This window comes from Lysinibacillus sp. LK3, from assembly GCF_001043675.1.
Lineage (GTDB): Bacteria > Bacillota > Bacilli > Bacillales_A > Planococcaceae > Lysinibacillus > Lysinibacillus capsici.
The window spans coordinates 34530-59285 of the sequence record NZ_LDUJ01000014.1 but is presented as its reverse complement, the minus strand read 5'-3'; the positions used below and the strand labels follow the sequence as shown (position 1 = coordinate 59285).

General features: G+C 37.5%; 22 protein-coding genes, 1 riboswitch and 1 other annotated feature. Of the genes, 4 read left to right on the top strand and 18 right to left on the bottom strand.

Annotated features, from left to right (window positions below):
• Positions 1 to 76: 76 nt before the first annotated feature.
• From VK91_RS08245 to VK91_RS08210, 8 genes are all read right to left on the bottom strand, one after another.
• A complete protein-coding gene (locus VK91_RS08245) occupies positions 77 to 604 on the bottom strand; it encodes a DUF1292 domain-containing protein (RefSeq protein ID WP_048392142.1) in 528 nt (175 codons plus the stop codon).
• Between the two features lie 344 nt (positions 605 to 948).
• Positions 949 to 1257: a DUF1292 domain-containing protein gene (locus VK91_RS08240; RefSeq protein ID WP_004226842.1), complete on the bottom strand. Its 309-nt coding sequence runs from the start codon at positions 1255 to 1257 to the stop codon at positions 949 to 951.
• A gap of 18 nt (positions 1258 to 1275) precedes the next feature.
• Positions 1276 to 1692, bottom strand: a complete 417-nt coding sequence (gene ruvX, locus VK91_RS08235; protein ID WP_004226840.1) for a Holliday junction resolvase RuvX — start codon at positions 1690 to 1692, stop codon at positions 1276 to 1278.
• A gap of 2 nt (positions 1693 to 1694) precedes the next feature.
• The gene (locus VK91_RS08230; RefSeq protein ID WP_004226839.1) at positions 1695 to 1961 is read right to left on the bottom strand and encodes an IreB family regulatory phosphoprotein; all 267 of its coding nucleotides are present in this window, start codon (positions 1959 to 1961) and stop codon (positions 1695 to 1697) included.
• Positions 1962 to 2049: 88 nt separating this feature from the next.
• On the bottom strand, positions 2050 to 4710 hold the full coding sequence (alaS, locus tag VK91_RS08225) for an alanine--tRNA ligase (protein ID WP_048392141.1): 2661 nt from the start codon (positions 4708 to 4710) through the stop codon (positions 2050 to 2052).
• Positions 4711 to 4797: 87 nt separating this feature from the next.
• Positions 4798 to 5013 (bottom strand) — a binding site (T-box leader).
• Between the two features lie 68 nt (positions 5014 to 5081).
• Entirely contained in the window at positions 5082 to 6047 is a 966-nt protein-coding gene (gene corA, locus VK91_RS08220; protein WP_048392140.1) for a magnesium/cobalt transporter CorA, read from the bottom strand.
• Positions 6048 to 6292: 245 nt separating this feature from the next.
• A riboswitch (M-box (ykoK) riboswitch) is annotated at positions 6293 to 6458 on the bottom strand.
• A 57-nt stretch (positions 6459 to 6515) separates the two neighbouring features.
• Positions 6516 to 7949: a 4-hydroxyphenylacetate 3-monooxygenase, oxygenase component gene (gene hpaB / locus VK91_RS08215; protein ID WP_048392139.1), complete on the bottom strand. Its 1434-nt coding sequence runs from the start codon at positions 7947 to 7949 to the stop codon at positions 6516 to 6518.
• Between the two features lie 123 nt (positions 7950 to 8072).
• Entirely contained in the window at positions 8073 to 10505 is a 2433-nt protein-coding gene (locus VK91_RS08210; RefSeq protein ID WP_048392138.1) for an ATP-dependent RecD-like DNA helicase, read from the bottom strand.
• Between the two features lie 189 nt (positions 10506 to 10694).
• Here VK91_RS08210 and hisA point away from each other — a divergent pair, with 189 nt between their 5' ends.
• From hisA to VK91_RS08190, 3 genes are all read left to right on the top strand, one after another.
• Complete coding sequence (hisA, locus tag VK91_RS08205) at positions 10695 to 11462, top strand: phosphoribosylformimino-5-aminoimidazole carboxamide ribotide isomerase (protein ID WP_048392137.1); 768 nt, start codon at positions 10695 to 10697, stop codon at positions 11460 to 11462.
• On the top strand, positions 11459 to 11746 hold the full coding sequence (locus VK91_RS08200; protein WP_048392136.1) for a hypothetical protein: 288 nt from the start codon (positions 11459 to 11461) through the stop codon (positions 11744 to 11746). The genes hisA and VK91_RS08200 overlap by 4 nt, the downstream gene beginning before the upstream one ends.
• 778 nt (positions 11747 to 12524) lie before the next feature.
• The gene (locus VK91_RS08190) at positions 12525 to 13274 is read left to right on the top strand and encodes a GTP pyrophosphokinase family protein (RefSeq protein WP_048392669.1); all 750 of its coding nucleotides are present in this window, start codon (positions 12525 to 12527) and stop codon (positions 13272 to 13274) included.
• An 89-nt stretch (positions 13275 to 13363) separates the two neighbouring features.
• Here the strand turns inward: VK91_RS08190 and VK91_RS08185 are convergent, their stop codons facing one another.
• From VK91_RS08185 to cymR, 5 genes are all read right to left on the bottom strand, one after another.
• On the bottom strand, positions 13364 to 14809 hold the full coding sequence (locus VK91_RS08185) for an MDR family MFS transporter (RefSeq protein WP_048392134.1): 1446 nt from the start codon (positions 14807 to 14809) through the stop codon (positions 13364 to 13366).
• A 172-nt stretch (positions 14810 to 14981) separates the two neighbouring features.
• A complete protein-coding gene (locus VK91_RS08180; RefSeq protein WP_048392133.1) occupies positions 14982 to 15641 on the bottom strand; it encodes a lipopolysaccharide assembly protein LapB in 660 nt (219 codons plus the stop codon).
• A 74-nt stretch (positions 15642 to 15715) separates the two neighbouring features.
• The gene (mnmA, locus tag VK91_RS08175; protein WP_048392132.1) at positions 15716 to 16840 is read right to left on the bottom strand and encodes a tRNA 2-thiouridine(34) synthase MnmA; all 1125 of its coding nucleotides are present in this window, start codon (positions 16838 to 16840) and stop codon (positions 15716 to 15718) included.
• 78 nt (positions 16841 to 16918) lie between these two features.
• A complete protein-coding gene (locus VK91_RS08170; RefSeq protein ID WP_048392131.1) occupies positions 16919 to 18067 on the bottom strand; it encodes a cysteine desulfurase family protein in 1149 nt (382 codons plus the stop codon).
• 275 nt (positions 18068 to 18342) lie between these two features.
• Positions 18343 to 18762 (bottom strand): cysteine metabolism transcriptional regulator CymR, encoded by a 420-nt coding sequence (cymR, locus tag VK91_RS08165; RefSeq protein WP_004226809.1) that lies wholly within the window; start codon positions 18760 to 18762, stop codon positions 18343 to 18345.
• A gap of 203 nt (positions 18763 to 18965) precedes the next feature.
• On the opposite strand from cymR, the gene VK91_RS08160 reads away from it, so the two are divergent.
• On the top strand, positions 18966 to 20252 hold the full coding sequence (locus VK91_RS08160; RefSeq protein ID WP_048392130.1) for a replication-associated recombination protein A: 1287 nt from the start codon (positions 18966 to 18968) through the stop codon (positions 20250 to 20252).
• Between the two features lie 81 nt (positions 20253 to 20333).
• On the opposite strand, the gene VK91_RS08155 is transcribed toward VK91_RS08160, so the two are convergent.
• From VK91_RS08155 to VK91_RS08135, 5 genes are all read right to left on the bottom strand, one after another.
• On the bottom strand, positions 20334 to 21050 hold the full coding sequence (locus tag VK91_RS08155) for a hypothetical protein (RefSeq protein ID WP_048392129.1): 717 nt from the start codon (positions 21048 to 21050) through the stop codon (positions 20334 to 20336).
• A 293-nt stretch (positions 21051 to 21343) separates the two neighbouring features.
• Positions 21344 to 21862: a hypothetical protein gene (locus VK91_RS08150; protein WP_048392128.1), complete on the bottom strand. Its 519-nt coding sequence runs from the start codon at positions 21860 to 21862 to the stop codon at positions 21344 to 21346.
• A 209-nt stretch (positions 21863 to 22071) separates the two neighbouring features.
• Entirely contained in the window at positions 22072 to 22458 is a 387-nt protein-coding gene (locus VK91_RS08145) for a hypothetical protein (protein WP_048392127.1), read from the bottom strand.
• A gap of 141 nt (positions 22459 to 22599) precedes the next feature.
• Positions 22600 to 23361 carry a ThiF family adenylyltransferase gene (locus VK91_RS08140; protein WP_048392126.1) on the bottom strand — a complete coding sequence of 254 codons (762 nt, stop codon included), beginning with the start codon at positions 23359 to 23361 and terminating at the stop codon, positions 22600 to 22602.
• Positions 23362 to 23661: 300 nt separating this feature from the next.
• Entirely contained in the window at positions 23662 to 24744 is a 1083-nt protein-coding gene (locus VK91_RS08135) for a DUF871 domain-containing protein (RefSeq protein ID WP_048392125.1), read from the bottom strand.
• Positions 24745 to 24756: the final 12 nt, after the last annotated feature.

Below are 24756 nucleotides of genomic sequence, written 5' to 3'. Positions count from 1 at the left end.
GGAGAAATTACATATGTAAAAAATCTGCCAACAACTTTCGTTAGCAGATTTTTGAGCATTCTAGAAATAGTTTATCCTATAAAGTGTTTAATACTTCTTCTACAAATTCCCATTCTTCATCTGACTCAATCGGGTATAACTCTTCAATCTGGCCTTCATTTCCAGCTATATATTGGGCTGCAAAAATATCACGCTCATCAATCGGTTCATCTGTTGCTGGCACATATAATACATACGATTTACCGAATTGCTCAGATGAAAATGTATGAATGACTTCGCACACTTGATCTTTTCCTTCTTCGTCTGTCACAGTAATTAGCTGTGGTTCTTCTTCAAATTCATCAAGTAATGTTAACACCACTTCATTAATCATTTCCCATTCGGCATCTGTTTCAACAGGCTGTAAATTTGTCATCTCACCTGTATTGTCATCATAATCAAAAGTCATCGCGGAAAGGTCTCCTGGAATTTCTTGACCGGTTTCATCTAGAAGGGAAAATAACACATAGGACTTGTCCTCCGCATCAAAGGTAAAGACCACACGACACTGCTGTTCCTTACCATCTTTCCCAATGATCATAAATTCTTGCGTTTCTTCATTCATTCTGTTTCCTCCTTTATGACAATTTGATGTCATTTATTAAATCGTTTTTTTGAGGTTAGACACTTTAGAATAGCTTCTCGTATTTTGAGCAAGTTTTCCCTGCATTTCTTCTCTACCTTTGAGCAGGTTCTCGATGTTTGGAGTGGGGCTTGGAGCGGTTACACTCTATTTCTAAGCGAATCCACAAACTTTATGAACGTTTCCCAACAATTGTGGATCAAATTCACACATCTACAATGCATTCATTCTTCAATTTAACAATCCTTCTACATTAGAAAAGCTTCAATAAAAAAGGAACAAGGACTGCAAGCTGCGATCCTTGTTCCAAGCTTTGAGTTAGAAGATTAGTCTTCGTTTTCATCCTCTAAAGCGTTTAAAACGTCCTCTACCATATCCCACTCTGCTTCAGTTTCGATTGGTGTTAATTCACCATCTTCACCATTTTCAGATGGTACAAATGAAGATACAAAGATTTCAACTGAGCCATCTTCATCTTCCTCTGCGCCTACCATTGAGTAAAACACATATGATTTGCCAAACTCTGGAGATTCATGAACGTGAATCACTTCACAAAGCTGCTCGTTTCCGTTTTCGTCAATCACTGTAATGTGTTGAACATGTAGTTCTTCTTCATGGTTATGCTCGTGTGCCATGCATAGTCACCTCATCAATTAATTTTTGCTATCTAAGTAGCCTTGTAAAATCATCACAGCTGCCATTTTATCAATGACCTGCTTGCGCTTTTTGCGACTCACGTCCGCTTCGATCAGCATACGTTCAGCAGCCATCGTCGTTAAACGTTCATCCCATAATTTGACCGGTAGTGAGAAATGCTCTTCTAATAGCTTTTTATAGTTCTCAGAAGCCTCTCCACGCGGTCCAACCGTATTATTCATGTTTTTTGGAAAACCTACAACAAATTCTGTTATAGTATATTCCTTTACTAGCTCAGCGATACGGTCAATACCGAACTCACCATTAGCTTCATCAATTTTTACGGTTTCAATACCTTGGGCGGTCCAACCAAGTGCATCACTTACAGCAACACCCACAGTTTTTGACCCAACGTCTAATCCCATAATTCTCATTTCTAGTCCTCGTTATTCTTTTTGATATAAAATTTAACAAGCTCCTCTAGAATTTCGTCACGCTCAAGCTTGCGAATTAAATTACGAGCATCCTGATGGCGAGGAATATACGCCGGATCACCAGAAAGTAAGTAACCAACAATCTGATTGATAGGGTTATATCCCTTTTCCTCTAATGAAGAATGAACTTTCAACATTACCTGCTTGACTTCCTGTTCCATTGATTCTTCTGGAAAATTAAATTTCATCGTTTGATCAAATGAACTCATGACCAGCACCTCGCTTTCAGAAATAAGGAGATGTGCAAACAAGCTCATCTCCAATTTCTCTTTATTATAACATGTTTTGGTGAATTAATTAAATGGATTTAACATAATCATACACAGAAAGTAGTGCTTCATCAAGTTTTGATGCATCTTTTGCACCTGCCATCGCCATATCTGGACGACCGCCACCTTTACCACCACATGCTTCCGCAACCATTTTCACAATATTCCCTGCATGGTAATTGCCACCAACTAATTCTTTTGAAACACCAGCACATAACATAACTTTTTCACCATCAACTGCTCCAAGAACAATGACTGCTTTTGGCATTTTTGCTTTCAGGTCATCCATCATTTGACGGAGTTGATTGTTATCCTTCGCTTCCACTTTTGTAGATAGCACTGTCACATCTCCAATTGTTTGAGCGGCATCAACAACTGCCCCTGCCTGTGCATTGGCGATTTTTTGAGATAATGCTTCGTTTTCACGTTGTAATTCTTTATAGTCTGCTTGTAATGCCTGTACTTTTGTGACAATATCTTTAGCATTTGCTTTTAATAATGCTGCTGCATCATTTAATAATGCTTCTTCTTCTTTTACTGCTTCATAAGCAACTTTTCCTGTAACAGCTTCAATACGACGAGTACCTGCACCGATACCACCCTCTGAAACAATTTTAAAGAAGCCAATTTCAGAAGAGCGTTTAACATGGATACCACCACATAGCTCAATCGAATAATCTCCGATGGATACTACACGTACAACATCTCCATATTTTTCACCGAATAATGCCATAGCACCCATTGCTTTTGCTTCATTAATACCTTTTTCTTCAATAACGACCTCTATATCATCCCACACTTTTTCATTTACAATACGTTCAATTTGCTGTAATTCTTCTTTTGTAACTTGACCAAAGTGAGAGAAATCAAAACGTAAACGATCAGGTCCTACATATGATCCAGCTTGGTTCACATGATCACCTAGCACATCTTTTAATGCACGTTGCATAATATGTGTTGCCGTATGGTTTTTAATGATTAAATTACGGTCATCACGATTGACCACTGCTTGCACTGCATCTTCCACATGCATTTCCCCAGATTCAACTACTACTGTATGAAGCGGTTGACCATTCGGTGCTTTTTGAACATCTTTTACAACAGCCGTAAAGCTATCATTTGAAATAGTACCACTATCAGCAATTTGACCACCCATTTCAGCGTAGAATGGTGTCTTCGCTAAAATAACCAATGCTTCCTGACCTTCCGAAGCGACTTTCGCAACTTGACCATTGACGATCATTGCAGCGATTTCAGTATTAACATTTAACGTATCATAGCCAACAAACTCACTTGCAACCGTTAAGTTTGCTAATACTTCATTCTGTACTTGCATCGAATCAACATCTTGTCGTGCAGCACGCGCGCGTTCACGTTGCTCTTCCATCGCTGCCTCAAAACCTTCATGATCTACTTTCATGCCTACTTCCTCTGCATATTCTTCCGTTAGCTCGATTGGGAAACCATAAGTATCATATAAACGGAAAGCATCTGCTCCTGGGATGTAATCATGACCAGCTGCTTTTTGAGATTCCACTACTTCATTAAAGATAGCTAAACCACCATCTAATGTTTCATGGAAACGAATTTCTTCATTTTTAATGACACGTTGAATAAATTCGCATTTCTCTGTAACTTCTGGATAGAAGTCTTCCATAATTTTACCCACAGTTGGTACAAGTTCAAACATAAATGGTTTTTCAATACCAATTTGTTTAGCATAGCGAACGGCACGACGTAGTAAGCGACGTAATACATAGCCACGGCCTTCATTTGATGGCAGGGCACCATCGCCTATAGCAAATGCTACTGTACGGATATGGTCTGCAATCACTTTAAATGGTGTATTAATATCTTCATCTGAGCCAAAGATTTCATTTAAGTCTACTTCGCCAGGTCGTTTATATTTACGATTGGCAAACTCCTCAATTTTTTCAATAATTGGCATAAATAAATCAGTATCAAAGTTTGTTGGTACATTTTGCACGACGGACACAATACGCTCTAAGCCCATACCTGTATCAATATTTTGCTTTGGTAGTGGCGTGTAAGTGCCATCAGGATTATGGTTAAATTGAGAGAACACAAGGTTCCAAATTTCTAGGTAACGCTCATTTTCTCCTCCTGGATACATTTCAGGGTCATTTTCATCTGAGCCGTATTCTACGCCGCGATCATAAAAAATCTCTGAGTTCGGACCAGATGGGCCTTCTCCTATATCCCAGAAGTTCCCTTCTAAACGGATTAAACGTTCTTCTGGAATACCGATTTCCTGATGCCAAACATCATATGCTTCCTGGTCTTCAGGGTGAATCGTGATGGATAATAACGCTGGATCAAAGCCCATCCATTTTTTATCTGTTAAAAACTCCCAAGCGTAATGAATTGCTTCTTTTTTAAAGTAGTCACCAATAGAGAAGTTTCCTAACATTTCAAAGAATGTATGATGTCGAGCTGTTTTCCCAACGTTTTCAATATCGTTGGTACGAATCGATTTTTGAGCATTTGTAATACGTGGATTATCAGGGATAATACGGCCATCAAAATATGGTTTTAAAGTTGCCACACCTGAGTTGATCCAAAGAAGTGATGGATCATTTATTGGCACAAGTGGAGCTGATGGCTCATGATGATGCCCCTTTTCTTTAAAAAATTCCAAATACATACGGCGAATATCTACTGCTTTCATTGGATAAATTCCTCCTATTTTATATTGTAAAATCACGATACGAATCCTGCGATTTACCGAAGAAAATAAAAAAAGCCCTCATCCCCAAAAAGGGACGAGGACTTGTCATTAGTCTCGCGGTACCACCCTAGTTGTAAGTAAAAACCTTACTTACCTCTTTAGCACTTGTAACGTCAGTGAACGGCAGGGATTAGCTGCACTCTGGAGTAGCTTTCGGCATTTGCTGTTGTGAGGATTTTTTCAGCCTAGAAATCCCTTTCTTGTGCACACACAAATACGTACTTTTTCCATCATCGTTTTTACTTTTTCTATCGAAAATTATAAAAAAAATCTATTGCGCTGTCAATTAGTACTAGTATGACTAACACTAACTAAGCAATCATTTTTTTGAAATATATCCACATACCCCATGTAAAAATAACTAAGAAGGCGCTAATTGCAATAGTTGTATAAGGGGTATCTTGATAAGGTAAAGGTACATTCATTCCAAAAAAACTAGTAATTACTGATAGTGGTAACATAATTGTCGAAATGACCGTTAATAAATTCAGCTTTTCAATGGATTTCCCACTGATAATTGAAAAATACGTATCAAGCGTGCTGTTCACTAAATCTCGATATGTCTCTGTGGAGTCGACAATACGTTCTAGATGGTCATTCAAATCTTTATAGAATGGAATATTTTCTTCTTGAATGTCAAATTTCCACTGGCCATTGATTGTAGAAAAAATTCTTCTTTGTGGCATAATGGCCTGACGAATTAAAATAATTGTCCGCTTCAATGCAAGAAATTCCTCTGTCACCTCTTTTGGTTGATAATCATAAATTTCTTCTTCTAGTTCATCTATACGTGCGCGAATTCGTTCTAATACTGGGAAGTATTCGTCTGTAATACCGTCAATAATTGTATGCAATAAAAAATCTGTACCCTTTTCTAAAAATCTTGGGCTATTGACACAAACATTTTCCATTTTTCCTAGCCATTGCAACTTTTGTTTATGCACAGTCACAATATAGTTTGGTCCCATAAAAATATTTAACTCAACGGTTGTAATTTCATTGTTACTTTTCTCATTATAAATTGGTGCATGGAGCACAAAAAATTTATAATCACCATAACTATCCATTTTTGGACGTGAGCCTTCATGTAAGCAATCTTCAACTGCTAGTGGATGAAAGCCAAATACATCAGCTATATTATTCAATTCATTATAACTATAGGCATATAAATCTACCCATAATAAATCTTCGTTATGAATAGGGAGTTGTAAATCAATCATATTGAAATCATGTTGGACTGTCTTCCTGCTGCTATTATAATAGTGGATTTTAATCATTGCATTTCACCTCGTGTTTGTTATTGAGGGAAACAAAAGGTCATCCTTAATCACCCTTTGTCTGCATCGGTGATTAGAAATCGATGACTTTTTATGTGTTTCCGTTTGCCTAAATGATACTTATTCGGTTCAGGACTACTATCCATTTCTCATCACCTTCCTTCCATAACAAAAACACGCCTTCTACGAATGAAGGCGTGTTGAATACACATATCAAAAAATAGCAATAAAATACATTGCATGCTTGTTACCTTCAAACGTTGAGTTTTAGCACTATGCGGCATAGGAATATGTCCAGCTACGTTAAAAAACACCTTATTTCGATGATTTCTGTTGACCCATTGGCGTCTCTCGACATTTTTGGGTAGTAGCGTATCTCCAGCATAGGAGCCTCACCTAACGAAGGGAGTCTTATTTTTTTATTCCTGTAAATGATAACGGATAGTTTCACAACTGTCAAACTTTCTATCAATCATTTTTCAAAAAGTCTTCCACTCTTTGCACTAAATGCTCTCGTTGATAAGATTGATAGAGCAGGCTAGATAAACGTACAGGATCACCAAAGAAAAAGCGTTCATACAATGTCTGTCTTGTGCCAAAACTACTCATCGTTAAATCCCAAGCTAAACGGAATTTCTTTACTCGCTCTTCCCCTTTGTCTTGAAATGATTGCAGATAATGATCAAGATCCCCATCATCCGTTGCAAAAGCTTTTGCACTCGGTATCGACATTAATCCACTTGCTCCCAGTTGCTGTATGATATCTGTAAAGGTAGGATATACTTTCGGGAAGATATGAATAGCGACCTGTAATGTGGATTGGTCTGGTCTGATAAAGCCAAAGGAATCCCTTTGTGCCTCAATTTCTGATTTTAATTGCAATGCTTTCATCGTTTCTAATGCTACGATGACATCTACCACTTTTTGATGGACATGTTGGTAATCCCCAATATTTATGGAATCCACAATCATTTGTACAACCCCTAGGATGAATTCCGTCTTAGCAATTTGACGTGACAGCACATGATGCAAAGTATACGCTTGGAAGCCACTAACATTCATAAATTGATTGGCCACTTCAACATTTTCGTAATAAAATACCCGTTCCCACGGGACAACTACTTCATCAAACACAACGATTGCATCCATTTCTTCAAAACGTGCACTTAACGGATAATCAAAGGTAGAATCTCCGCCTACAAATGATTGCCGACATAAAAACTTTAAGCCTTTCGTGTTACTTGGAATAGAAAACCCGAAACCTTTTCCTTCATCATAGCCATTTGTTGATAAAACAAGAAGCTCATCTGTTATGCCACCCTGTGTCGCTAGTAATCTTGCCCCTTTAATGACTAAGCCCTCACTTGTTTTCCCAATGATTTTAGCTGCAATGGTTACTTCTTCATCCTCATAGTAAAAGCGCTTGCGATTTACCTGTGGTTCGATAAAGGTATGTGTTATCGTAATATCATTCTCGCGAGCATACTCATAGAACTTTAGCAAATGCTCTGGGAAACAATTTGACTTCTCTTTTAAAAAATCTGACGCTGATGCAAGGGCCATTAATGTTGTATTCATATAATCAGGGCTTCTCCCCATAAAGCCTTGAGAAGATAATGCCCATTCCCTTGCCGCTTTGCGCCTCTTCACAAGATCTTCTGGCGTCAATACTTGAAGAAATGACATGCCAACTTTCTGTTTACTAGTTGGCGATTCATAGGTCATTTTTTCAAGAAGTGCCTCTTGATGTTGTAAATCAAAAAGTTTCGCTTGACTCTGGATAATTCCTTTAAAGGCAGGATGTTCTGACACCTTTCCTGTCACGACTTTCCCATCTATCGAAATATACGTTTTTAAAGCATCAATTCGTTCAATATACTGTTGCCCTGTCATTATTGGCATGCTGTCACCCCTATACATTCCCTATGTTTTTGTACTCATCTAGTATATGAAATGTCCAAATATTAGGTGACGATACATCAATTAGAAAAACCCGATTAGACAGTCTAATCGGGAATATATATTTTAGTCATCCAAAAAATCATATGGAGAGACATCATTCATACCAATCATTGGATGAATATAAGGGGCTGTTTCTACTGTTAGCTTTTGTTCAACGGAAACAGGCTCCTGCATCCCTTCATTATCTACTGGCACTGCCTCGACTTCCACAAGTTCTTCCTCAATTTCCATTGGGTTAAGTCTTGCACGTAAAGAGGTGAAACGCTGAAGGTCATCTGTACGTTGTAAACCATCCGCAAGCACTTCTGGTTCACCACATAAAATCAAAAAGTTTTTAGCACGTGTAATACCTGTGTATAAAAGATTACGCCGTAACATTTTGGAATACCCTCTAACCACTGGCATAATGACCGTTTGAAACTCAGAGCCCTGTGATTTATGGATGGAGCAACAATAAGCTAGTGTCAATTGATTGAGGTCGCTTCGTTGATAGGTCACTTCAATGCCATCAAAGGATACGATCAGTAAATCTTGTTTTTCGATCGTCTCTTTCGCCTTAATAATACTAATGACCTCACCCATATCTCCATTAAAGACATTGCTTTCAGGTTGATTGACAAGCTGAAGAACTTTATCCTTTATTCGATAGGTGACATCCCCAAAGACTAGCTCTTTTCGTGTGCCAGTATCATTTGGGTTAATAAGCTCTTGAATCATTTTATTTAAATTATCTATACCAGCTGGTCCTTTATACATGGGCGCCAACACTTGAATATTACGGATTTCCTGGCCCTTTGCGACAGCACTTTTGACAACTTGAGTAACAACGTTGGCAACTTGGTCTGCTGAAGCCTTAATAAACGAACGATCAGAGGTTTTAGCTGTTAACTCTTGTGGAATCGTTCCTTTTTTTATTTGATGCGCAAGTTCAATAATCGTTGAGCCTTCTGCTTGTCGGTAAACATCTGTTAGCTCGACAGTTGGTAGCTGCTTGGATGCTAATAAATCCTTTAACACCTGTCCTGGACCTACTGGTGGAAGCTGATCCTGATCTCCAACAAAGACAACTTGAACATCTTCATGTAAAGCTTTTAATAATTGATGGGCAAGCCATGTATCAACCATTGACATTTCATCCACGATAATCAGCTTACCTGTTACTTCCCGCTCTGTTTCTTCCTCTTTTTCTTGCCCTGTAAAACCGAGCAGTCGATGGATGGTCATCGCAGGAAGCTCTGTTGATTCGGCTAATCGTTTAGCAGCACGTCCAGTCGGCGCACAAAGAATAATCGGAAAAGGCTCCTCTTTTTGAGCATACTCTTTTGGATTTAAGGATAGCCCATGAAGCTTTGCATAAACTTCTACGACTCCCCGTACAACAGTGGTTTTCCCCGTACCAGGACCACCCGTTAAAATCATAACAGCTGAATTTAAAGCCTGTTCGATGGCATTCGCTTGTGTTTCTGCATAGGTAACATTGAGTAGCTCCTCTGTTTCTCCAATGGCTTTTCGAATTTCATCTTTACTAAAATGTTCAGCCTTATTATTCCGCTCGATAAGCGATAAGATTTTCGATGCAATCCCTACCTCTGAAAAATAGAGTGATGGCAAATATAACCTTGTCTCTTCACCACAAATTTTGCCTTCTTCACGGAGTCTGATACAGGCTTGAGAAATATCCTCGAATGGTATCTCCTGTCGTTGGCTTTGTTCAAGCATTTCCTTAACGAGCGGTAAAACCTGTTCTGCATCTAGATAAACATGTCCATCCGATAAAGCTGCTGTATTTAAAATATGTAAAATCGCTGCTTTGACACGATCAGGATGTTTACCAGTTATACCTAATTTCGCACCTAGCTCGTCGGCTCGAAAGAAACCCACTCCTTCCACATCTTCAATCAAGCGGTATGGATTTTCTGTCAGTAATTCAATGGCTTCTGTTCGATAGGTTTGATAAATCTTCATCCCAAGCTGTGGACCAAATCCCCACTCATTCAATTGAATCATGACCCGCTCTAAGCCTAAGTTTTGCTCAATGGTGCGGTGAATGACTTCTTTTTTTTCAGCGGATAGACGCGGAACAGCATCGAGGGCACTAGGATCTTCTAAAATAACACGGAGTGCATTAGCACCTAGTTTTTCAACAATCGTTTCAGCTGTTTTTTTCCCGATCCCTACGAAGAGGTCACTAGATAAATAATGAATAATTCCTTGCTCAGTTGCAGGTACCTCTTTTGTAAATGTCTCAATTTGAAATTGAGCACCGTATTTAGGATGCTGTTTTAAAATACCAGTAAATCGATATTGTTCATCCATTTGTAGTGGGGGAAAATAACCAACAACAATAATCTCTTTATCTTCATATTGCAAATTCGTCTCTTGAATTTTCACACGTACAATCGAATACATATTTTGCGCATTATGAAAGATAGAGACGATCGGACGTCCGAGTATAAAAAATTTATTGAGTTCAAATAAATCTAAATGATCTGTCATGTTCGGTCCGTCCTTTCTTATAGTTTTCAATCTTTTTATTTTACCATAGCCACATGAAAATATCGCAGACAAAAATATATCCACTTTGTTATTTTTACATTATTTTGACAAATGACAATTCTCTGCCTTTATCCTCCGTTCCATGCTATGATTAATATGAATTAGTTGCACGGAAGGATTGTGAAATTATTGGAATTTAGACCTTGCATCGATTTACACGATGGCAAAGTAAAGCAAATTGTAGGTAGCACTTTGGGATATACAAATCAAGCAGTTGTAGAAAACTTTATTTCTCAACATGACGCTAGCCACTATGCACAAATGTTTGCCCAAGATCGTTTAACAGGTGGACACGTTATTATGCTAGGCTCTGGTAATGAAGAAGCTGCCCTATCCGCTTTAACAGCCTATCCTCAAGGCTTGCAAATAGGTGGCGGCATTACGGCTGACAATGCTCAAAAGTATATTGACGCAGGCGCTTCGCATGTCATTGTCACATCCTATATTTTTCATGATGGTCAGCTCGATTTAGCGCGTTTAAAGCGCTTAAATCAATTAATTGGTAAAGAACACCTTGTTATCGATCTCAGTTGTAAGATGCGTGACGGAAAGTGGTTTGTCATGACAGATAAATGGACTACATTTAGTCATTTCGAAGTCAATGCTGCGTCGATTGCCTATATTGAAGACTTTTGTGATGAGCTGTTAATACATGCTGTCGATGTTGAAGGAAAAAAGGGTGGTATGCAGGAAAGCTTGGTACAGGATTTAGCTGCCTGGACATCTATTCCAACTACCTATGCAGGTGGCGTTCGTTCAATCGAAGACTTAGAAAAATTTAATCAATTAGCCCACGGAAAACTTCATGTAACCATTGGAAGTGCGCTCTCAATTTTTGGTGGCGATTTACCTTATACAGATGTAGTAGAATATTGTAAAAAAGGCGGGATCTTGTGAAGCTCATTTATAAAGATTATGTTTTTCCATTTCAAGAAACTAATTTAGAGAGAATCATAGATGGTAAGTATTTTAAAGTGAATAAAAAAGATCATTCTCTTGCGATTCATGTACAACTTGACAACGAACAAATGTTATTGGAATTTTCAAAATCACTAAAGGCAACATGTGGGTTCTTACGCGATCAAGAAACAGAGCCTTATATTGGAACCTATATTGATTTACAAATTTTCGTTGATGAGTTTAATAAGCGCTATAACTTAAATGCTGAAATTATTAGTTAAAACAAGGGGACAAATGGTTCCCTTTGTTTAACCTCAAACCCTCTTCTGCATTTCTTCCTTGCCCCTATTTCTGAAACCTTTTCATTGTCATGTGAGTTATATATTGTATAGCATAAACCACAGGGGCTTACATGACTAAACTACATATTTTTTTCCTACCTTATTTTTATGCTTTCCGCTCTTCTTATAGAGATGATCACCGTGATCCCCTATGGTGTAGGCTTTCATAGTGGATACAGAACATGGTGGATAACTTTTGGTCCGTTTAATTTTTATATAGCTCGTATTAGTTTGCCTATATTAATTGTTTATTTATGGAAGCTTTCAATCAATAAAAATTTATCATTGACGATAGGATTGAAGTTCATCATAGAAGGTATATTATTAATGAATCAGATGCAGGGCAAATCATTACGTTTGCTTGTGCATCAAACATTCTTTTATGGAGAGCTATAGAAAATTCCATTTGGAAGTACATTTCACTACTCTTATTCGCTTTTTTTGTCATCGCATCATGGATGTTTCTTGATCATTTAGCCTCAGTTCCATATGTGGAGCAAATTATTTTTTAATGACTGATATGGGCAGTATTATGCTTTTTTTAGGTGTTGTAGCAGCTTTAGGTCTATATTTTCTAATGACAATCCTTGTCACGTTCGTTGGTCATTTTCCTATGCCTAGGGCTATGAATTTCACCAATGATCGGCTATCTCGTTGCCATCACAGCTATACGAAAAATAAAAATCGAACAAACCGTAAAAGAAAGGATTTACAAACGATGAAAACTGAACTAGAAGTAAACACTTTAAAATCTTTTCAAACTGAATTAACACGCTTCTTTTTAGCTTACAAATTTGCTCTACAGGAAGTGGAAACGAAAATTAATATATTACAAGAAGAATTTAAGTTAATTCATGAATATAATCCAATTGAGCATGTTTCTACACGTGTAAAATCACCTAAAAGTATTTTAACGAAGATGATGAAAAAAGAGCTTCCGCCATCAATAGAGGCTGTGCGTGAAAATATCCGCGATATAGCTGGTGCTCGCATCACCTGTTCCTTTGTGGAGGATATTTACAAGGTAAGTGCCATGTTACAAGCACAGCATGACATGGAAGTTGTTGAGGTGAAGGATTATATAGCCAATCCAAAAGAAAATGGCTACCAAAGCTTACATCTTATTATTAAAATTCCTATCTTTATGTCAGACCATATGGAAAAGGTCTATACAGAGATCCAAATTCGTACAATTGCAATGGATTTCTGGGCAAGCTTAGAACACAAAATTTATTATAAGTATAACAAAGAAGTACCTGAGCATATTCGACATGAATTAAAGGAAGCCGCACTACAAGCAGCTGAATTAGATCGAAAAATGGAGCGACTGAATAAGGAAATCAATATTTTAAAAGAAAATGAAGCCGAACCTTCATTGCTAGACAGTACCCCCATCGCACATTTAGCGAAATACTTAACGGAACTACCTGGCAATCAAATAATTGATGACACTCTATTCAAAAAGTAAATTTATTCTATGGTTTAGTCGTCAAATGAAAAACCCACCTCACACGCTGCTTGATCACAGAATGTGAGGTGGATTTTACTTTTTATTCACTATTGCGCTTTCCTTGTAGATTTCGTTGCTACAAAAAAGGAGAAAATAAGAGCACCAATAGCAAAAATAAAGGTAGCTATATATATATAACTGACGCCATTCGCAATAGTGTCCTTTAAAAAGTTTACTTCTTCTAAATTAAACCCACCTTTTGCAAATTCACCATTTAATTGAATTTCACCTTTTCCTAATGAAGCCATTTTTTCACTCGTTGCCAGGTTGAAAATCATACCAAATAGCGCTGCACCAATCGCTTGGCTAAATGTATTTGTAAAAGAGTTCAAACCAATTGAAATACCAAGTTGCTTTGGATCTGCCACCTTTTGTATGGAAATCATCAACATCGGCATAATAAAGCCCATCCCTAGCCCTATTAACGATGATGCGAAATAAACGCTGAAATCACTAGAACCTGAAGATAGTCTTGCCAACAATAGTGTACCCGTAACAAGTAAAATCGTACCCATTTGGATAATGCGTTTATTTGTTAAACGACCGATTAAATAACCTGCCATAATCGAGTTCACCGTCCAAAAAATAGACATTGGCGTCAATAATAAACCAGCCTGCGTTGCATTTTTGCCTAAAACACTTTGAGCAAATATAGGAATATAAACCGTTACACCAATGACAATAGACATACCGCTTAAAGTTAATGCATTAATGACCATTAGTCGTCCATTTTTAAATAGTGTTAACGGAATAATTGGCTCCTCTGCTCGTAACTCCACCCAGATAAAAATACTTAAGAATACAAGAGCAACACCATACATTAGCAGCGATTGACCTGATAACCAGGTTTGTGTTTTACTGTTTTCGATAATAACAAACAGTAACGCAACCATGCCAATTGTAAAAAACACTGCACCTAGGTAGTCAATTTTACGCTTCACTGCCTCTAGTTGTTCTTTATAATGTTTAGCAATTAAATAAATAGAGGCTAAACCAAACGGTACATTAATGAAGAAAATAAAATGCCAAGATACTTGGTCAACTATAAAGCCTCCAAATAACGGACCTACTACACCAGAAACGCCCCATACCATACTTAAATAGCTTTGTCCTTTGGCACGCTCTTTTTCAGTCTTAAACAATTCACCAACCATTGTTAATGTAATCGGTAAAATTGAACCTGCGCCAATACCTTGAATTGCTCGAAAAACAATTAATTGCTCCATGGATTGAGCTAAACCACATAACATAGAACCAACTAAAAAAATAATGATACCAGTAATAATCATCCGTTTACGACCAAATAAATCGGCTAATTTACCAAAAATAATCGCCGCTATGGCTGAAGCTAGTAAATAAGCAGAATAAATCCAGCTTATTAAGTCTACACCTAATAAATCAGCCGTAATACTCGGAATAGCAGTACTAACAATAGTTCCCTCAATTGCAGCAAGTGCTGTTACAAGTAATAGTGCAATAAAAACTTTATTCATTCTGTCACCTTTTCCTTTCCTGCATGACATACATTACCAAGTTTGAACTAGAATTAAAAGAGAAAGAGATTCAATTTATGAAAAAATAAACAATTTTTTCTGTATTACTAGATAAAATCAATAAAAAAGCAGCAAGAATGTTAATCAACATTCACTCGCTGCTTATTATCTATCAGTTAAATCGTTGAGCAATCATATCGTAAATATAACGTGCTTGGTCATATTCAGGTTGTAAGGTAAAGGCTTGTTTCAAATGATACATTGCATCCTCTGTTTGTTCGGTAGACACTGCATATAGTACGCCTAAATTATAATGTGCATCTGCATTATTCCAATCCTGTTCAATCAAGAGATCCAGTTCCTTCTTCCCTTCCTCAAACATTTCTAATGCACATAGTACTATCGCATAGGCTAAACGAATCTGTGTATCCTCTGGAGCAATTTCTACCGCACGTTGTAAATAAGGTAATGCCAATTTTGAGTTATCCAACCGTTCAAAGCATTTCCCCATCATATAATAGACATCGGCACCTTCAATATGATGTTTTAGCGCTTGCTCATATAGCTTCACGGCCTCGGCATAGCGTTCAGCATTGTAATATAAATTCGCTAGACCGTAATAGGCTGTAGCTGCTGATTCATCTACAGTGATTGCCTTTTGGAAGAAACGCTCTGCACGTTCAGTATCCTCTAATACGGCTAATAAATTGCCGAAATTTACATACCCAATAGCATTTTCAGGCTCTGCCTCTATTGCTTTTGTAAATAGTTGAGCAGCATCCTCATAACGTTTTTCTTGAAATGCTTGGATGCCCTGTTCATTATAATTCATTTGTTCTTCACCTCTATGTAGCGAAAGACTGCTTTTAGGAAGCCAAGAGGCCATAAAAGCAGTCTTAACGCAATTTATCCAACATATGTTAGTTTTTCATTACTTTTAAAGACTTCATCAATCGTTCCGCCACCCATACATTCTTCTCCGTTGTATAGCACTACAGCTTGGCCAGGTGTAATTGCACGTACAGGTTCTGCAAATGTAATGTGTGCACGCCCATCTGGTAAAATTTCAACTTCTACTGGTGTATCGGTTTGACGATAACGGAATTTTGCTGTGCAAGAAAATTTCCCAGGCAATTTTTTTGTCGAAGTATAGTTCATTTTCACAGCTGTTAAAGATGTTGAATACGAATATTCATTGTCAAAGCCTTGTCCGACAAGTAGAACATTACGCGCTAAATCTTTTCCTAGCACAAACCAAGGCTCGCCGTCCCCACCAATACCAAGCCCGTGTCGTTGACCAAGTGTATAGTACATTAAACCATCGTGTTGGCCCATTACAACGCCATCCATTGTTTCCATTTTCCCAGGTTGTGCTGGTAAATATTGACTTAAGAACTCTTTGAAATTACGTTCACCGATAAAGCAAATGCCTGTTGAATCTTTTTTCTTTGCCGTAGCAAGGCCAGCTTCTTCTGCAATTTTTCGTACTTCTTTTTTCTCTATATCACCAATTGGGAACATTACATGCGCCAATTGCTCTTGCGATAATTGATTTAAAAAGTATGTTTGATCTTTATTATCATCAACGCCACGTAACATTCTAACTTCACCATCACCACTACGATCAATTCGTGCATAGTGACCTGTCGCTAAATAATCAGCACCAAGGTTCATGGCATGCTCTAAAAATGCTTTAAATTTAATTTCTTTATTGCACATAACATCAGGATTTGGTGTACGCCCTGCTTTATATTCTTCTAAAAAGTATGTGAAAACCTTATCCCAATATTGTTTCTCGAAATTGACAGCATAGTATGGGATACCAATTTGATTACATACTTTTATTACATCGTCATAATCTTCCGTTGCTGTACAAACACCGTTTTCGTCTGTATCATCCCAGTTTTTCATAAAGATCCCGATTACTTCATACCCTTGTTGTTTTAACAAGTATGCCGCCACCGATGAATCTACCCCACCTGACATGCCGACAACAACTCGAATTTGAGAGGGGTCACGTGTTTCTTTCATTGTGGTCACCTTTTCTTTTATCTAATTACAGTTTATGTTTCAATATTTTAACGAAACATAACATAAGTATTTTGCAAATTATTTTTTAGCTAGTTTTTTCACAATTTGAGCCGTTTTTTCTGCTGCATCTTGTATATCCTTTTCCGTTAAACCCTGCCCAAAGCTGAATCGGATTGAATTTCGTAGCTCCTCTGCACTTTGTCCAAACATTGCTACTAACACATGAGAAGGATCAATCGATCCTGCAGTACATGCCGAACCACTCGAAACATAGATACCTGCCATATCAAGGTTCACTAAAAATGATTCTACCTCCATGCCTGCAAAGCTAATATTTAAGACATGAGGCAACGAATACACCTCATCACCATTTACATGGAATGCTAGCTTTTCCTGTGAAAAAACAGCAAGCATAATTTGCTTAAAGTGATTGTATAGTGAACGCTTTTCTTCACGCAACTCATTTGCAACTTGCACTGCAGTCGCAAAAGCAATAATGGCAGGTATATTTTCAGTACCTGCACGACGTTTTTTCTCTTGTGCGCCCCCAAGAGCATAACTTGCTAACGGTGTTCCTGCTTTTTGATAAAGAAATCCAACACCTTTTGGACCGTTGATTTTATGAGCAGATACACTCAATAAATCCACCTGTAATTCATTTACATCAATGGATTCTAAGCCATAAGCCTGAACCGCATCTGTATGGAATATGGCACTATGCTCACGCAATAGCGCGCCAATCTCAGCAATTGGCTGTATCGTTCCAACTTCATTATTTCCATACATAATTGTCACTAAAATGGTATCATCACGAAGGGCTTTTTGGACATCCTCAATCGCGACACGCCCTTTTTGATCAACAGGTAAATAGGTCACCTCAAAACCATCACGTTCAAGTTTTTCACATGTATGTAATACTGCATGATGCTCTACTTGCGTTGTTATGATGTGTTTTCCTTCATTTGCACGGGCATAGACAGTTCCTAAAATTGCCATATTGTCAGCTTCTGTGCCACCACTTGTGAAAATAATTTCCCCTGCTTGCGCACCAATTGATTTCGCCAATAGCTCACGTGCATCATCTAGATATTTCCTTGCTTCTCGACCTGCTTTATGAATACTCGATGCATTGCCAAATACCTCTTGCATAGCAGTCGTCATCGCTTCTATTACTTGGCCATTCATTGGAGATGTGGCCGCATGATCGAGATAGATATATGAATTCATGTTGAAAACTCCTTTTTAAACTCTGTGACATCCGCCAGAGGCTTTCGCTTGATTCAGTTAATGCTTGCAAAATAATACAAGTGTTCTTCGCTCCTCTATAAGTGGGGAGTCTTCCGTACTTAGTGGTTCATTTTAGTACAAAACATTTGCTGAATCGAGATAAAAGCACAAAACCCACATCACTCATCGTAAAAATAGCCATTGAGATGTGAATAGTTCACAATCTCCCAAAAAGATGAAGTGAATGCAGGAGTAGCGCTTTAGCTTAAACTATTTTAAATATAGAACATGTAGCCTTCCACTACATTTTCTTCTGTATATTGTGCTAAATCTTCAATTGTCGTTGTATCTAACACGTTTTTTACTGCATCACGAATACGTAGCCATAACTCACGTTGCGGGGCTTCTTCATTTTCAATACCCTCTACTGGTTGAATCGGCCCTTCTAGCACACTAATAACATGGGCTGCTGAAATTTCGCTAGGTGGATTTGCTAGCATATAACCACCATAAGCACCACGTACACTTTTTACTAAGCCTGAATTACGAAGCGGAGATACTAATTGCTCTAAATATGCCTCTGAAAGCTCCTTTTCCGCCGCAATTTTACGCAAGGGAATTGGCCCTTCCCCATAATGCTTTGCTAATTCAATCATAATTGTAAGCCCATAACGACCCTTTGTTGAAATTTTCATTTTATCACCCTCAATTAGTCTAGTCAAAATACTACCAACAGTATATCATAATCTCCTCTTGATGAACTCGGAAATACACCTAGAAGGATATGATATACTAATTAAAGCGATTCATAATCGTTCAAAATCCATATGAGTGCTTTATTTTAGCGTAAAAAAATGTATGAAGCAAAAAATGACAACGACAGAAAGGGGAAGTTATTTTGCACAATGAACCACTCGCTTTTCGAATGCGACCTTTAACCCTTGATGAGATTGTTGGTCATCAGGATTTCATTGGTCCCAACACAGCCCTTTATAAAATGATTCAAAATGAACATGTCCCTTCCATGTTGCTATATGGAGAACCTGGTATCGGTAAAACATCCATTGCCAATGCCATTGCAGGAAGTTCCAAGCTCCCTTTCTTCGCACTTAATGCCACACGAGCTGGCAAAAAAGATGTGGAAGATATTGTACAAGAAGCAAGAATTTCAGGGAAAGTAATACTTTTCCTAGATGAAATTCACCGTTTCAATAAATTACAGCAAGATACACTGTTACCACATGTAGAAAATGGATCAATTATATTAATTGGTGCCACGACAGAAAATCCCTATCATGATGTTAATCCAGCGATTCGTTCACGCTGTGGCGAAATTTACCAGCTAAAACGCTTAACGAAGGAAAATTTAATCGAACTAGTTGAAAAAGCACTTGCTGATGAAAGACGCGGACTAGGTAAATATCATTTTGCCTTAACACCATCACAAATTGAACAAATTGCAGCCGCAGCAAACGGAGATGCACGAAAGGCGTTAACTTTGCTAGAATCCATTTACTATGCCAGTGATGAGGTGGATGGACAAACGGTTGCTGCCGACCATGTCATTGAACATCTCATTAGTCGAATTGGTGTGTATGGCGATAAAAAAGGATCACATTTTTATAATTTACTATCAGCCCTGCAAAAGTCTGTGCGTGGCAGTGATACCAATGCTGCTCTGTATTATCTAGCGCATTTATTGGAAACAGGCGATTTAGTGGCTGTCAGCAGACGCCTACTTGTTATGGCCTATGAGGATATTGGTCTAGCTAATCCCGAAGTCGGACCTCATATATTAGCTGCTATTCAAGCAGCCGAACGACTAGGATTACCAGAGGCACGTATACCACTTGCCAGTGCTGTCATTGAAATGTGCCTTGCCTCAAAATCCAACTCAGCCATTATGGCTATTGATGCTGCCATTAAGGCTATTCATGAAGGCAAAACAGGTGATATACCTCATCATTTGCGAGATGCTCATTACGAGGGTGCAAAAGATTTAGGACACGTTGGCTATCAATATCCTCATAACACACCGATCGGTACTTTTGGTGGTTGGGTAGACCAGCAATATTTGCCAGACGAACTTGTAGGAACTGAATTCTACAAACCTGTTATTGCTGGTGAGGAAAAGCGCATGGCTGGCATCTACGACAAACTAAAATCATTTAAAGATAAGAAATAATAAAACAAAGCAAAGTCACTATCTTAAGTAATTGAAATGACTTTGCTTTTTATATAACAACAGGATAGGCTACTCTAGCAATCATCCTGTAAAGCTCGGGTTATTTGTTGTATATCGTTCTTGGTAAAACAAATTTAATGGTTCTGCCAAATGTCGAAGTGATGGCAAAATGGACTCTTCCACATCTCCTTCTTTTTCCTTACTATGCAAAAAAACAATCAAATTATACGACTGATACAGCAAGCTGGCGAACTCTTGATTGTTTTCTCTCACCTCAAAGCGAATTGCTTTTACAGCAATTGCTTGTGCAATTTTTTGTTCTCTTGTTTCACAGGAGGGCTCATTACTTAATTCATCATCCGACACTCTGTATAACCGTTTTAATGCACCATATACCTCTTTATTTCCACTAAATCGATCTTTTAACCATTGCAAGACAAATTGCAAAAGAATAACTGCATAGATAAGGGAAAGACATTCATCGCCACGTGATTTTTTTGCTAAGCGTTGGAAATATTCTGCTTGTGTGACTAGTTCAAAAAGAATTAAACGTATTGGATAAAGCATGGCATGACCGCTATTGATGTACAGCTTTTCTCGATCTCTATACATAGCCAACCAAATATCTTTGACCAATGAAATAGATTTCCTTGTTGAGAGCGCTAATTGACATTGAATAAGCTCCTGTTCAATTGTCGGTTGGATAAGCTGTAGAAATAAAAGTTCATCTTCCTCACTAACTAATAAAAGCGGCTTTTCCAAATTCGCCAAATCTATTTCTATTCCATTTACAATCATTGCTTAGCCCCCTTCCAATAAGTTCTTTTAGCTAAGTTCTTACAGCGTGAGCACATATATTACCAATTTTCTAACTATAATTCGACAAAAAAACATAAATACCTTTCAAGAAAATATGCCTTTTTACTTTCGTCATAATAAAAAAGAACCCACGCTACTAAAAGAGGCAAGTAAATCACTCTCTTTCCACATCGAACATTGTAGAAAAAACTGATTTAAATCCCAATAAGTTACGTAGATTCTTGACGTATAGGCTATTTTCAGAAAATAGATAGTCTATTATTGTCTAAGGTTTATGCAGGAAGTTCTTGTTCCACAAATAATTTAAATTGTTGAAGACATTGCTTCACTTCACCTTTTTGTGACAGTACTTCGTTGCGTATGTTTGTTGCTTTTTCTTCATCCTCTAGCACTTCAGTTAAAAGAGCCATGATATCTTCTAATAATTGCTCATTCTCTTCCTGCTCAATACTCGGTAAGGAATAGGCTGCTATTTTTAATAAATGCTCTACTTTTTCAGGCGTTTTTTGCAAAGCATTCGAAGAATAATAGGTCGATGCAGCTAAAAAGTAGCATAATTTTGCACAACAATCGATAAATAAATGCCAATACGTATTTGCTTTCGGTAATTCCCCTGCCCGCTGATTAACATATTCCTTATAATAGGTAGTGACTTGTATATATAAAGGATTCAATTCTCTCATGGCTTTCGGATAGTTGTTGGATGTATCCAAATAGTCAAATACAATGGCATTCATTTTCTCTTGAAGTTTAACAATATCTAAATGATCACGAATTACTTGAATTTCCATTTTCCCACTCTCCCATATGTCATTTGCTGTTTAGCTTTCTGTCTATTCACTGAGTAGCACCAAGCATCCCAAACAAACTGATCGATTATCTAATGGATGATTCAAATTATAGCAATAAACCATATGAAGTAGTGTGGACATGAAAAAAATAAGACAATTTCGTGAATTAATAGCATTTTATGTACATAAGAGGAACTATTTTGGTAAAATTATACCCTTTGTACATAATCATCAAATAAGCATGGTTCGTTTGCTCGATCGATAATTTCAATAATACTTCCATGCACATATTTTTTAATGCGCTTTTGAGGTATATAAAAATAAGCATTGTTCATAATTAACCATTCACTTAATGTTAAATCACTACCTGCTTGTTGATTCGTTAAGATTTTTTTGTGTCGCAGAACATCAGCCATTTTATAAAAACCATCTGACAATTCGTAGGCTGATACATCAAAATTAAAAATGGGGCTGACAACCTGTCCAACATCAAAAATATGTATAGTTTGGTTTTCTTCATCTATAGCTAACTCTACTGTGCTAATCTCGTCGAAAAGATTTAAACCTCTATACTCCATTTGATAAATTTTTTCCATTTGTATAGGCCTCCTTTTTTACAACGGTCTAATTGTAACATAGAAAAAGTAGCTACCTCTAAATACAATTAAGGCAGCTACTTCTACGAAAATGAACATTTATGCTGTTTTTTGACTATTACCAAAGCACCGTATTTGGTATTAACCTTGTACGCGCGTAATTTTCACATCTTTTAGGATGGTATTGACTACCCAGCTTGCTGCAATTAAACCTGCTACTGACGGTACAAAAGCGTTAGATGAAGGTGGCATCTTTGCTTTTCGAATTGCTGCATCAGGCTTACCTACATGTTCGACAACATCTGGACGTACGACAATTGGACTTTCATCTGAAAATACAACCGTAACACCCTTATGAATACCTTCTTTACGTAGCTTAGTACGAATGATTTTAGCCAATGGGTCTGTATGTGTTTTTGAAATATCTGCAATTTGGAAGCGAGTAGGGTCCATCTTATTTGCTGCACCCATGCTTGAAATAATAGGAATATTACGCTTTAAACATTCCTTCATTATATGAATTTTATACATCACTGTATCACTTGCATCAATTACATAATCAATGCCTTGTGCAAAAAATTCTTCATAGGTTTCTTCCGTATAAAACATGTGCATGTCAATCACTTCACATGCTGGGTTAATATCTGCAATACGCTCTTTCATGACAGCTGATTTTGATTGACCAACTGTTGATAAGTATGCAACAAGTTGTCTGTTGACATTTGTGATATCTACATTGTCCTTATCGACTAGAATAATACGGCCGATTCCGCTTCGTGCACATGCCTCAGCCGCGAATGAACCGACACCACCCACACCAAGAATGGCAACCGTTGTATTTTTTAATTTCTCGAGACCCTCTGTTCCTATTGCGAGCTCGTTACGTGAAAATTGATGTAACATCCTGACACTCTCCATCTATGAAATTTTATTAGTAAACCTAGTTATATACTAAGATAAAATCAAAACCTATCTTACATTTTATCATGTTATTGTTCAAGATAAAAATATAAAGAAAAAGTCAAAATTATCTACTTCAATCCTTTGAAATAATAATCCATAAAAACATTTCATCCAATTCTGCTATATATGGTAAAATAGTACAATAAAATTAGTTGATTAATCAGGTAAATCTTATATAACATTATGCTCAACCACATAAAGAAAAAGAGATTGATGACTCAATCTCTTTCTCACTCTTCTTTACTTTGTAAATCCAAATGATGCCCATGGTTGAATGTATGTTAATAAAAATAGTTCTTCATCTACAATGCTAGCTACGACATTACTCGATCCTGTATTCGGAATGTCCTTTAGCACAATCTGTAGCTCTCCCTTATAACGAACATCTAAATTATTATCAATCGTGACATCTCCTCTTTTTAATGGCCGTATATCATGCACAGGAAAATCTCCATTTTTATATTTCACACGGGATTGGGTGCTCCGAATCACGTATTCAGACACATCACCCCGATTAAAATGAGGCTCTTTATAAAGAATCGTCTCCTCTAAAATGCTTGTGTCTTCAGACTGGACAACCCTTAACTCAAGCTTATTACGATTTAATTGTCCTAATGCACGTAGTTCTTCCTCAGAAGCAAACATATTGCCAATAATACAATCGTCAATTAACCCTGTATGCCATAAATCTTTCGCCTGTACAGTGATTGGGAGATAACGGTGTTCCTCTAATGTAGGTAACCCGTGCTCTGTTTGCTCCCAAGGTCCATATTGACCATGTTGTGAGGAGATCATTGCTGCTGTTCTCACATTGTGCGCTTTAAAGTGTTGTGACGTTTGTAAAAAATGCTGACGAGATAGCCCCGTAAATCGTTTTGGATAAAAATTATGACAGCCGATAATGTTCTCTTTATTGGGCTGATAAGAGATAATATTATCTACATACTTCGTACCATTACTAATGTTTAATTCTATTTTTAGATGACTTCCATCAAGTGACATCAACGCTTCTTCTTGACCTGAAAATCCCATATCTAAACGTAAGGCTGCCAAATAATAATGTTCTTTTAAATAGCCAATATCCCTATAAGTTAAGCCTAAATCATCAAAAACACCTGGTGCAATATCAGCGGATATGTCAAAGCCGAGGCGTTGCGCAAATTCGTTGATTTGTTGTAATTTTTGACGCTCCTCATCCTGTTTTAAGGACATTAGGCATGTGAATATACGATCAAAGCCATTATCATGAGCCACCTGAACATAGCGCTTCATCTCCTCTAGCGTACTATGCTGCGGATATAGCGAGATTCCTAATCTTTTCACTTCAAACCCTCC

Bases quoted from the DNA above. Each gene is read 5' to 3' on its own strand.
- cymR (WP_004226809.1), bottom strand. From the start codon at position 18,762: ATGAAAATTTCAACAAAGGGTCGTTATGGGCTTACAATTATGATTGAA.
- VK91_RS08145 (WP_048392127.1), bottom strand. From the start codon at position 22,458: ATGGAAAAAATTTATCAAATGGAGTATAGAGGTTTAAATCTTTTCGAC.
- VK91_RS08150 (WP_048392128.1), bottom strand. From the start codon at position 21,862: ATGGAAATTCAAGTAATTCGTGATCATTTAGATATTGTTAAACTTCAA.
- VK91_RS08170 (WP_048392131.1), bottom strand. From the start codon at position 18,067: ATGAATTCATATATCTATCTCGATCATGCGGCCACATCTCCAATGAAT.
- VK91_RS08155 (WP_048392129.1), bottom strand. From the start codon at position 21,050: ATGATTGTAAATGGAATAGAAATAGATTTGGCGAATTTGGAAAAGCCG.
- VK91_RS08185 (WP_048392134.1), bottom strand. From the start codon at position 14,809: ATGAATAAAGTTTTTATTGCACTATTACTTGTAACAGCACTTGCTGCA.
- ruvX (WP_004226840.1), bottom strand. From the start codon at position 1,692: ATGAGAATTATGGGATTAGACGTTGGGTCAAAAACTGTGGGTGTTGCT.
- VK91_RS08140 (WP_048392126.1), bottom strand. From the start codon at position 23,361: ATGTTACATCAATTTTCACGTAACGAGCTCGCAATAGGAACAGAGGGT.
- VK91_RS08180 (WP_048392133.1), bottom strand. From the start codon at position 15,641: ATGAATTATAATGAACAGGGCATCCAAGCATTTCAAGAAAAACGTTAT.
- mnmA (WP_048392132.1), bottom strand. From the start codon at position 16,840: ATGAAAGAAACACGTGACCCCTCTCAAATTCGAGTTGTTGTCGGCATG.
- corA (WP_048392140.1), bottom strand. From the start codon at position 6,047: ATGATTAAAATCCACTATTATAATAGCAGCAGGAAGACAGTCCAACAT.
- VK91_RS08240 (WP_004226842.1), bottom strand. From the start codon at position 1,257: ATGGCACACGAGCATAACCATGAAGAAGAACTACATGTTCAACACATT.
- VK91_RS08190 (WP_048392669.1), top strand. From the start codon at position 12,525: ATGAAAACTGAACTAGAAGTAAACACTTTAAAATCTTTTCAAACTGAA.
- hpaB (WP_048392139.1), bottom strand. From the start codon at position 7,949: ATGCCAATAATGACAGGGCAACAGTATATTGAACGAATTGATGCTTTA.
- VK91_RS08230 (WP_004226839.1), bottom strand. From the start codon at position 1,961: ATGAGTTCATTTGATCAAACGATGAAATTTAATTTTCCAGAAGAATCA.
- VK91_RS08245 (WP_048392142.1), bottom strand. From the start codon at position 604: ATGAATGAAGAAACGCAAGAATTTATGATCATTGGGAAAGATGGTAAG.
- alaS (WP_048392141.1), bottom strand. From the start codon at position 4,710: ATGAAAGCAGTAGATATTCGCCGTATGTATTTGGAATTTTTTAAAGAA.
- VK91_RS08210 (WP_048392138.1), bottom strand. From the start codon at position 10,505: ATGACAGATCATTTAGATTTATTTGAACTCAATAAATTTTTTATACTC.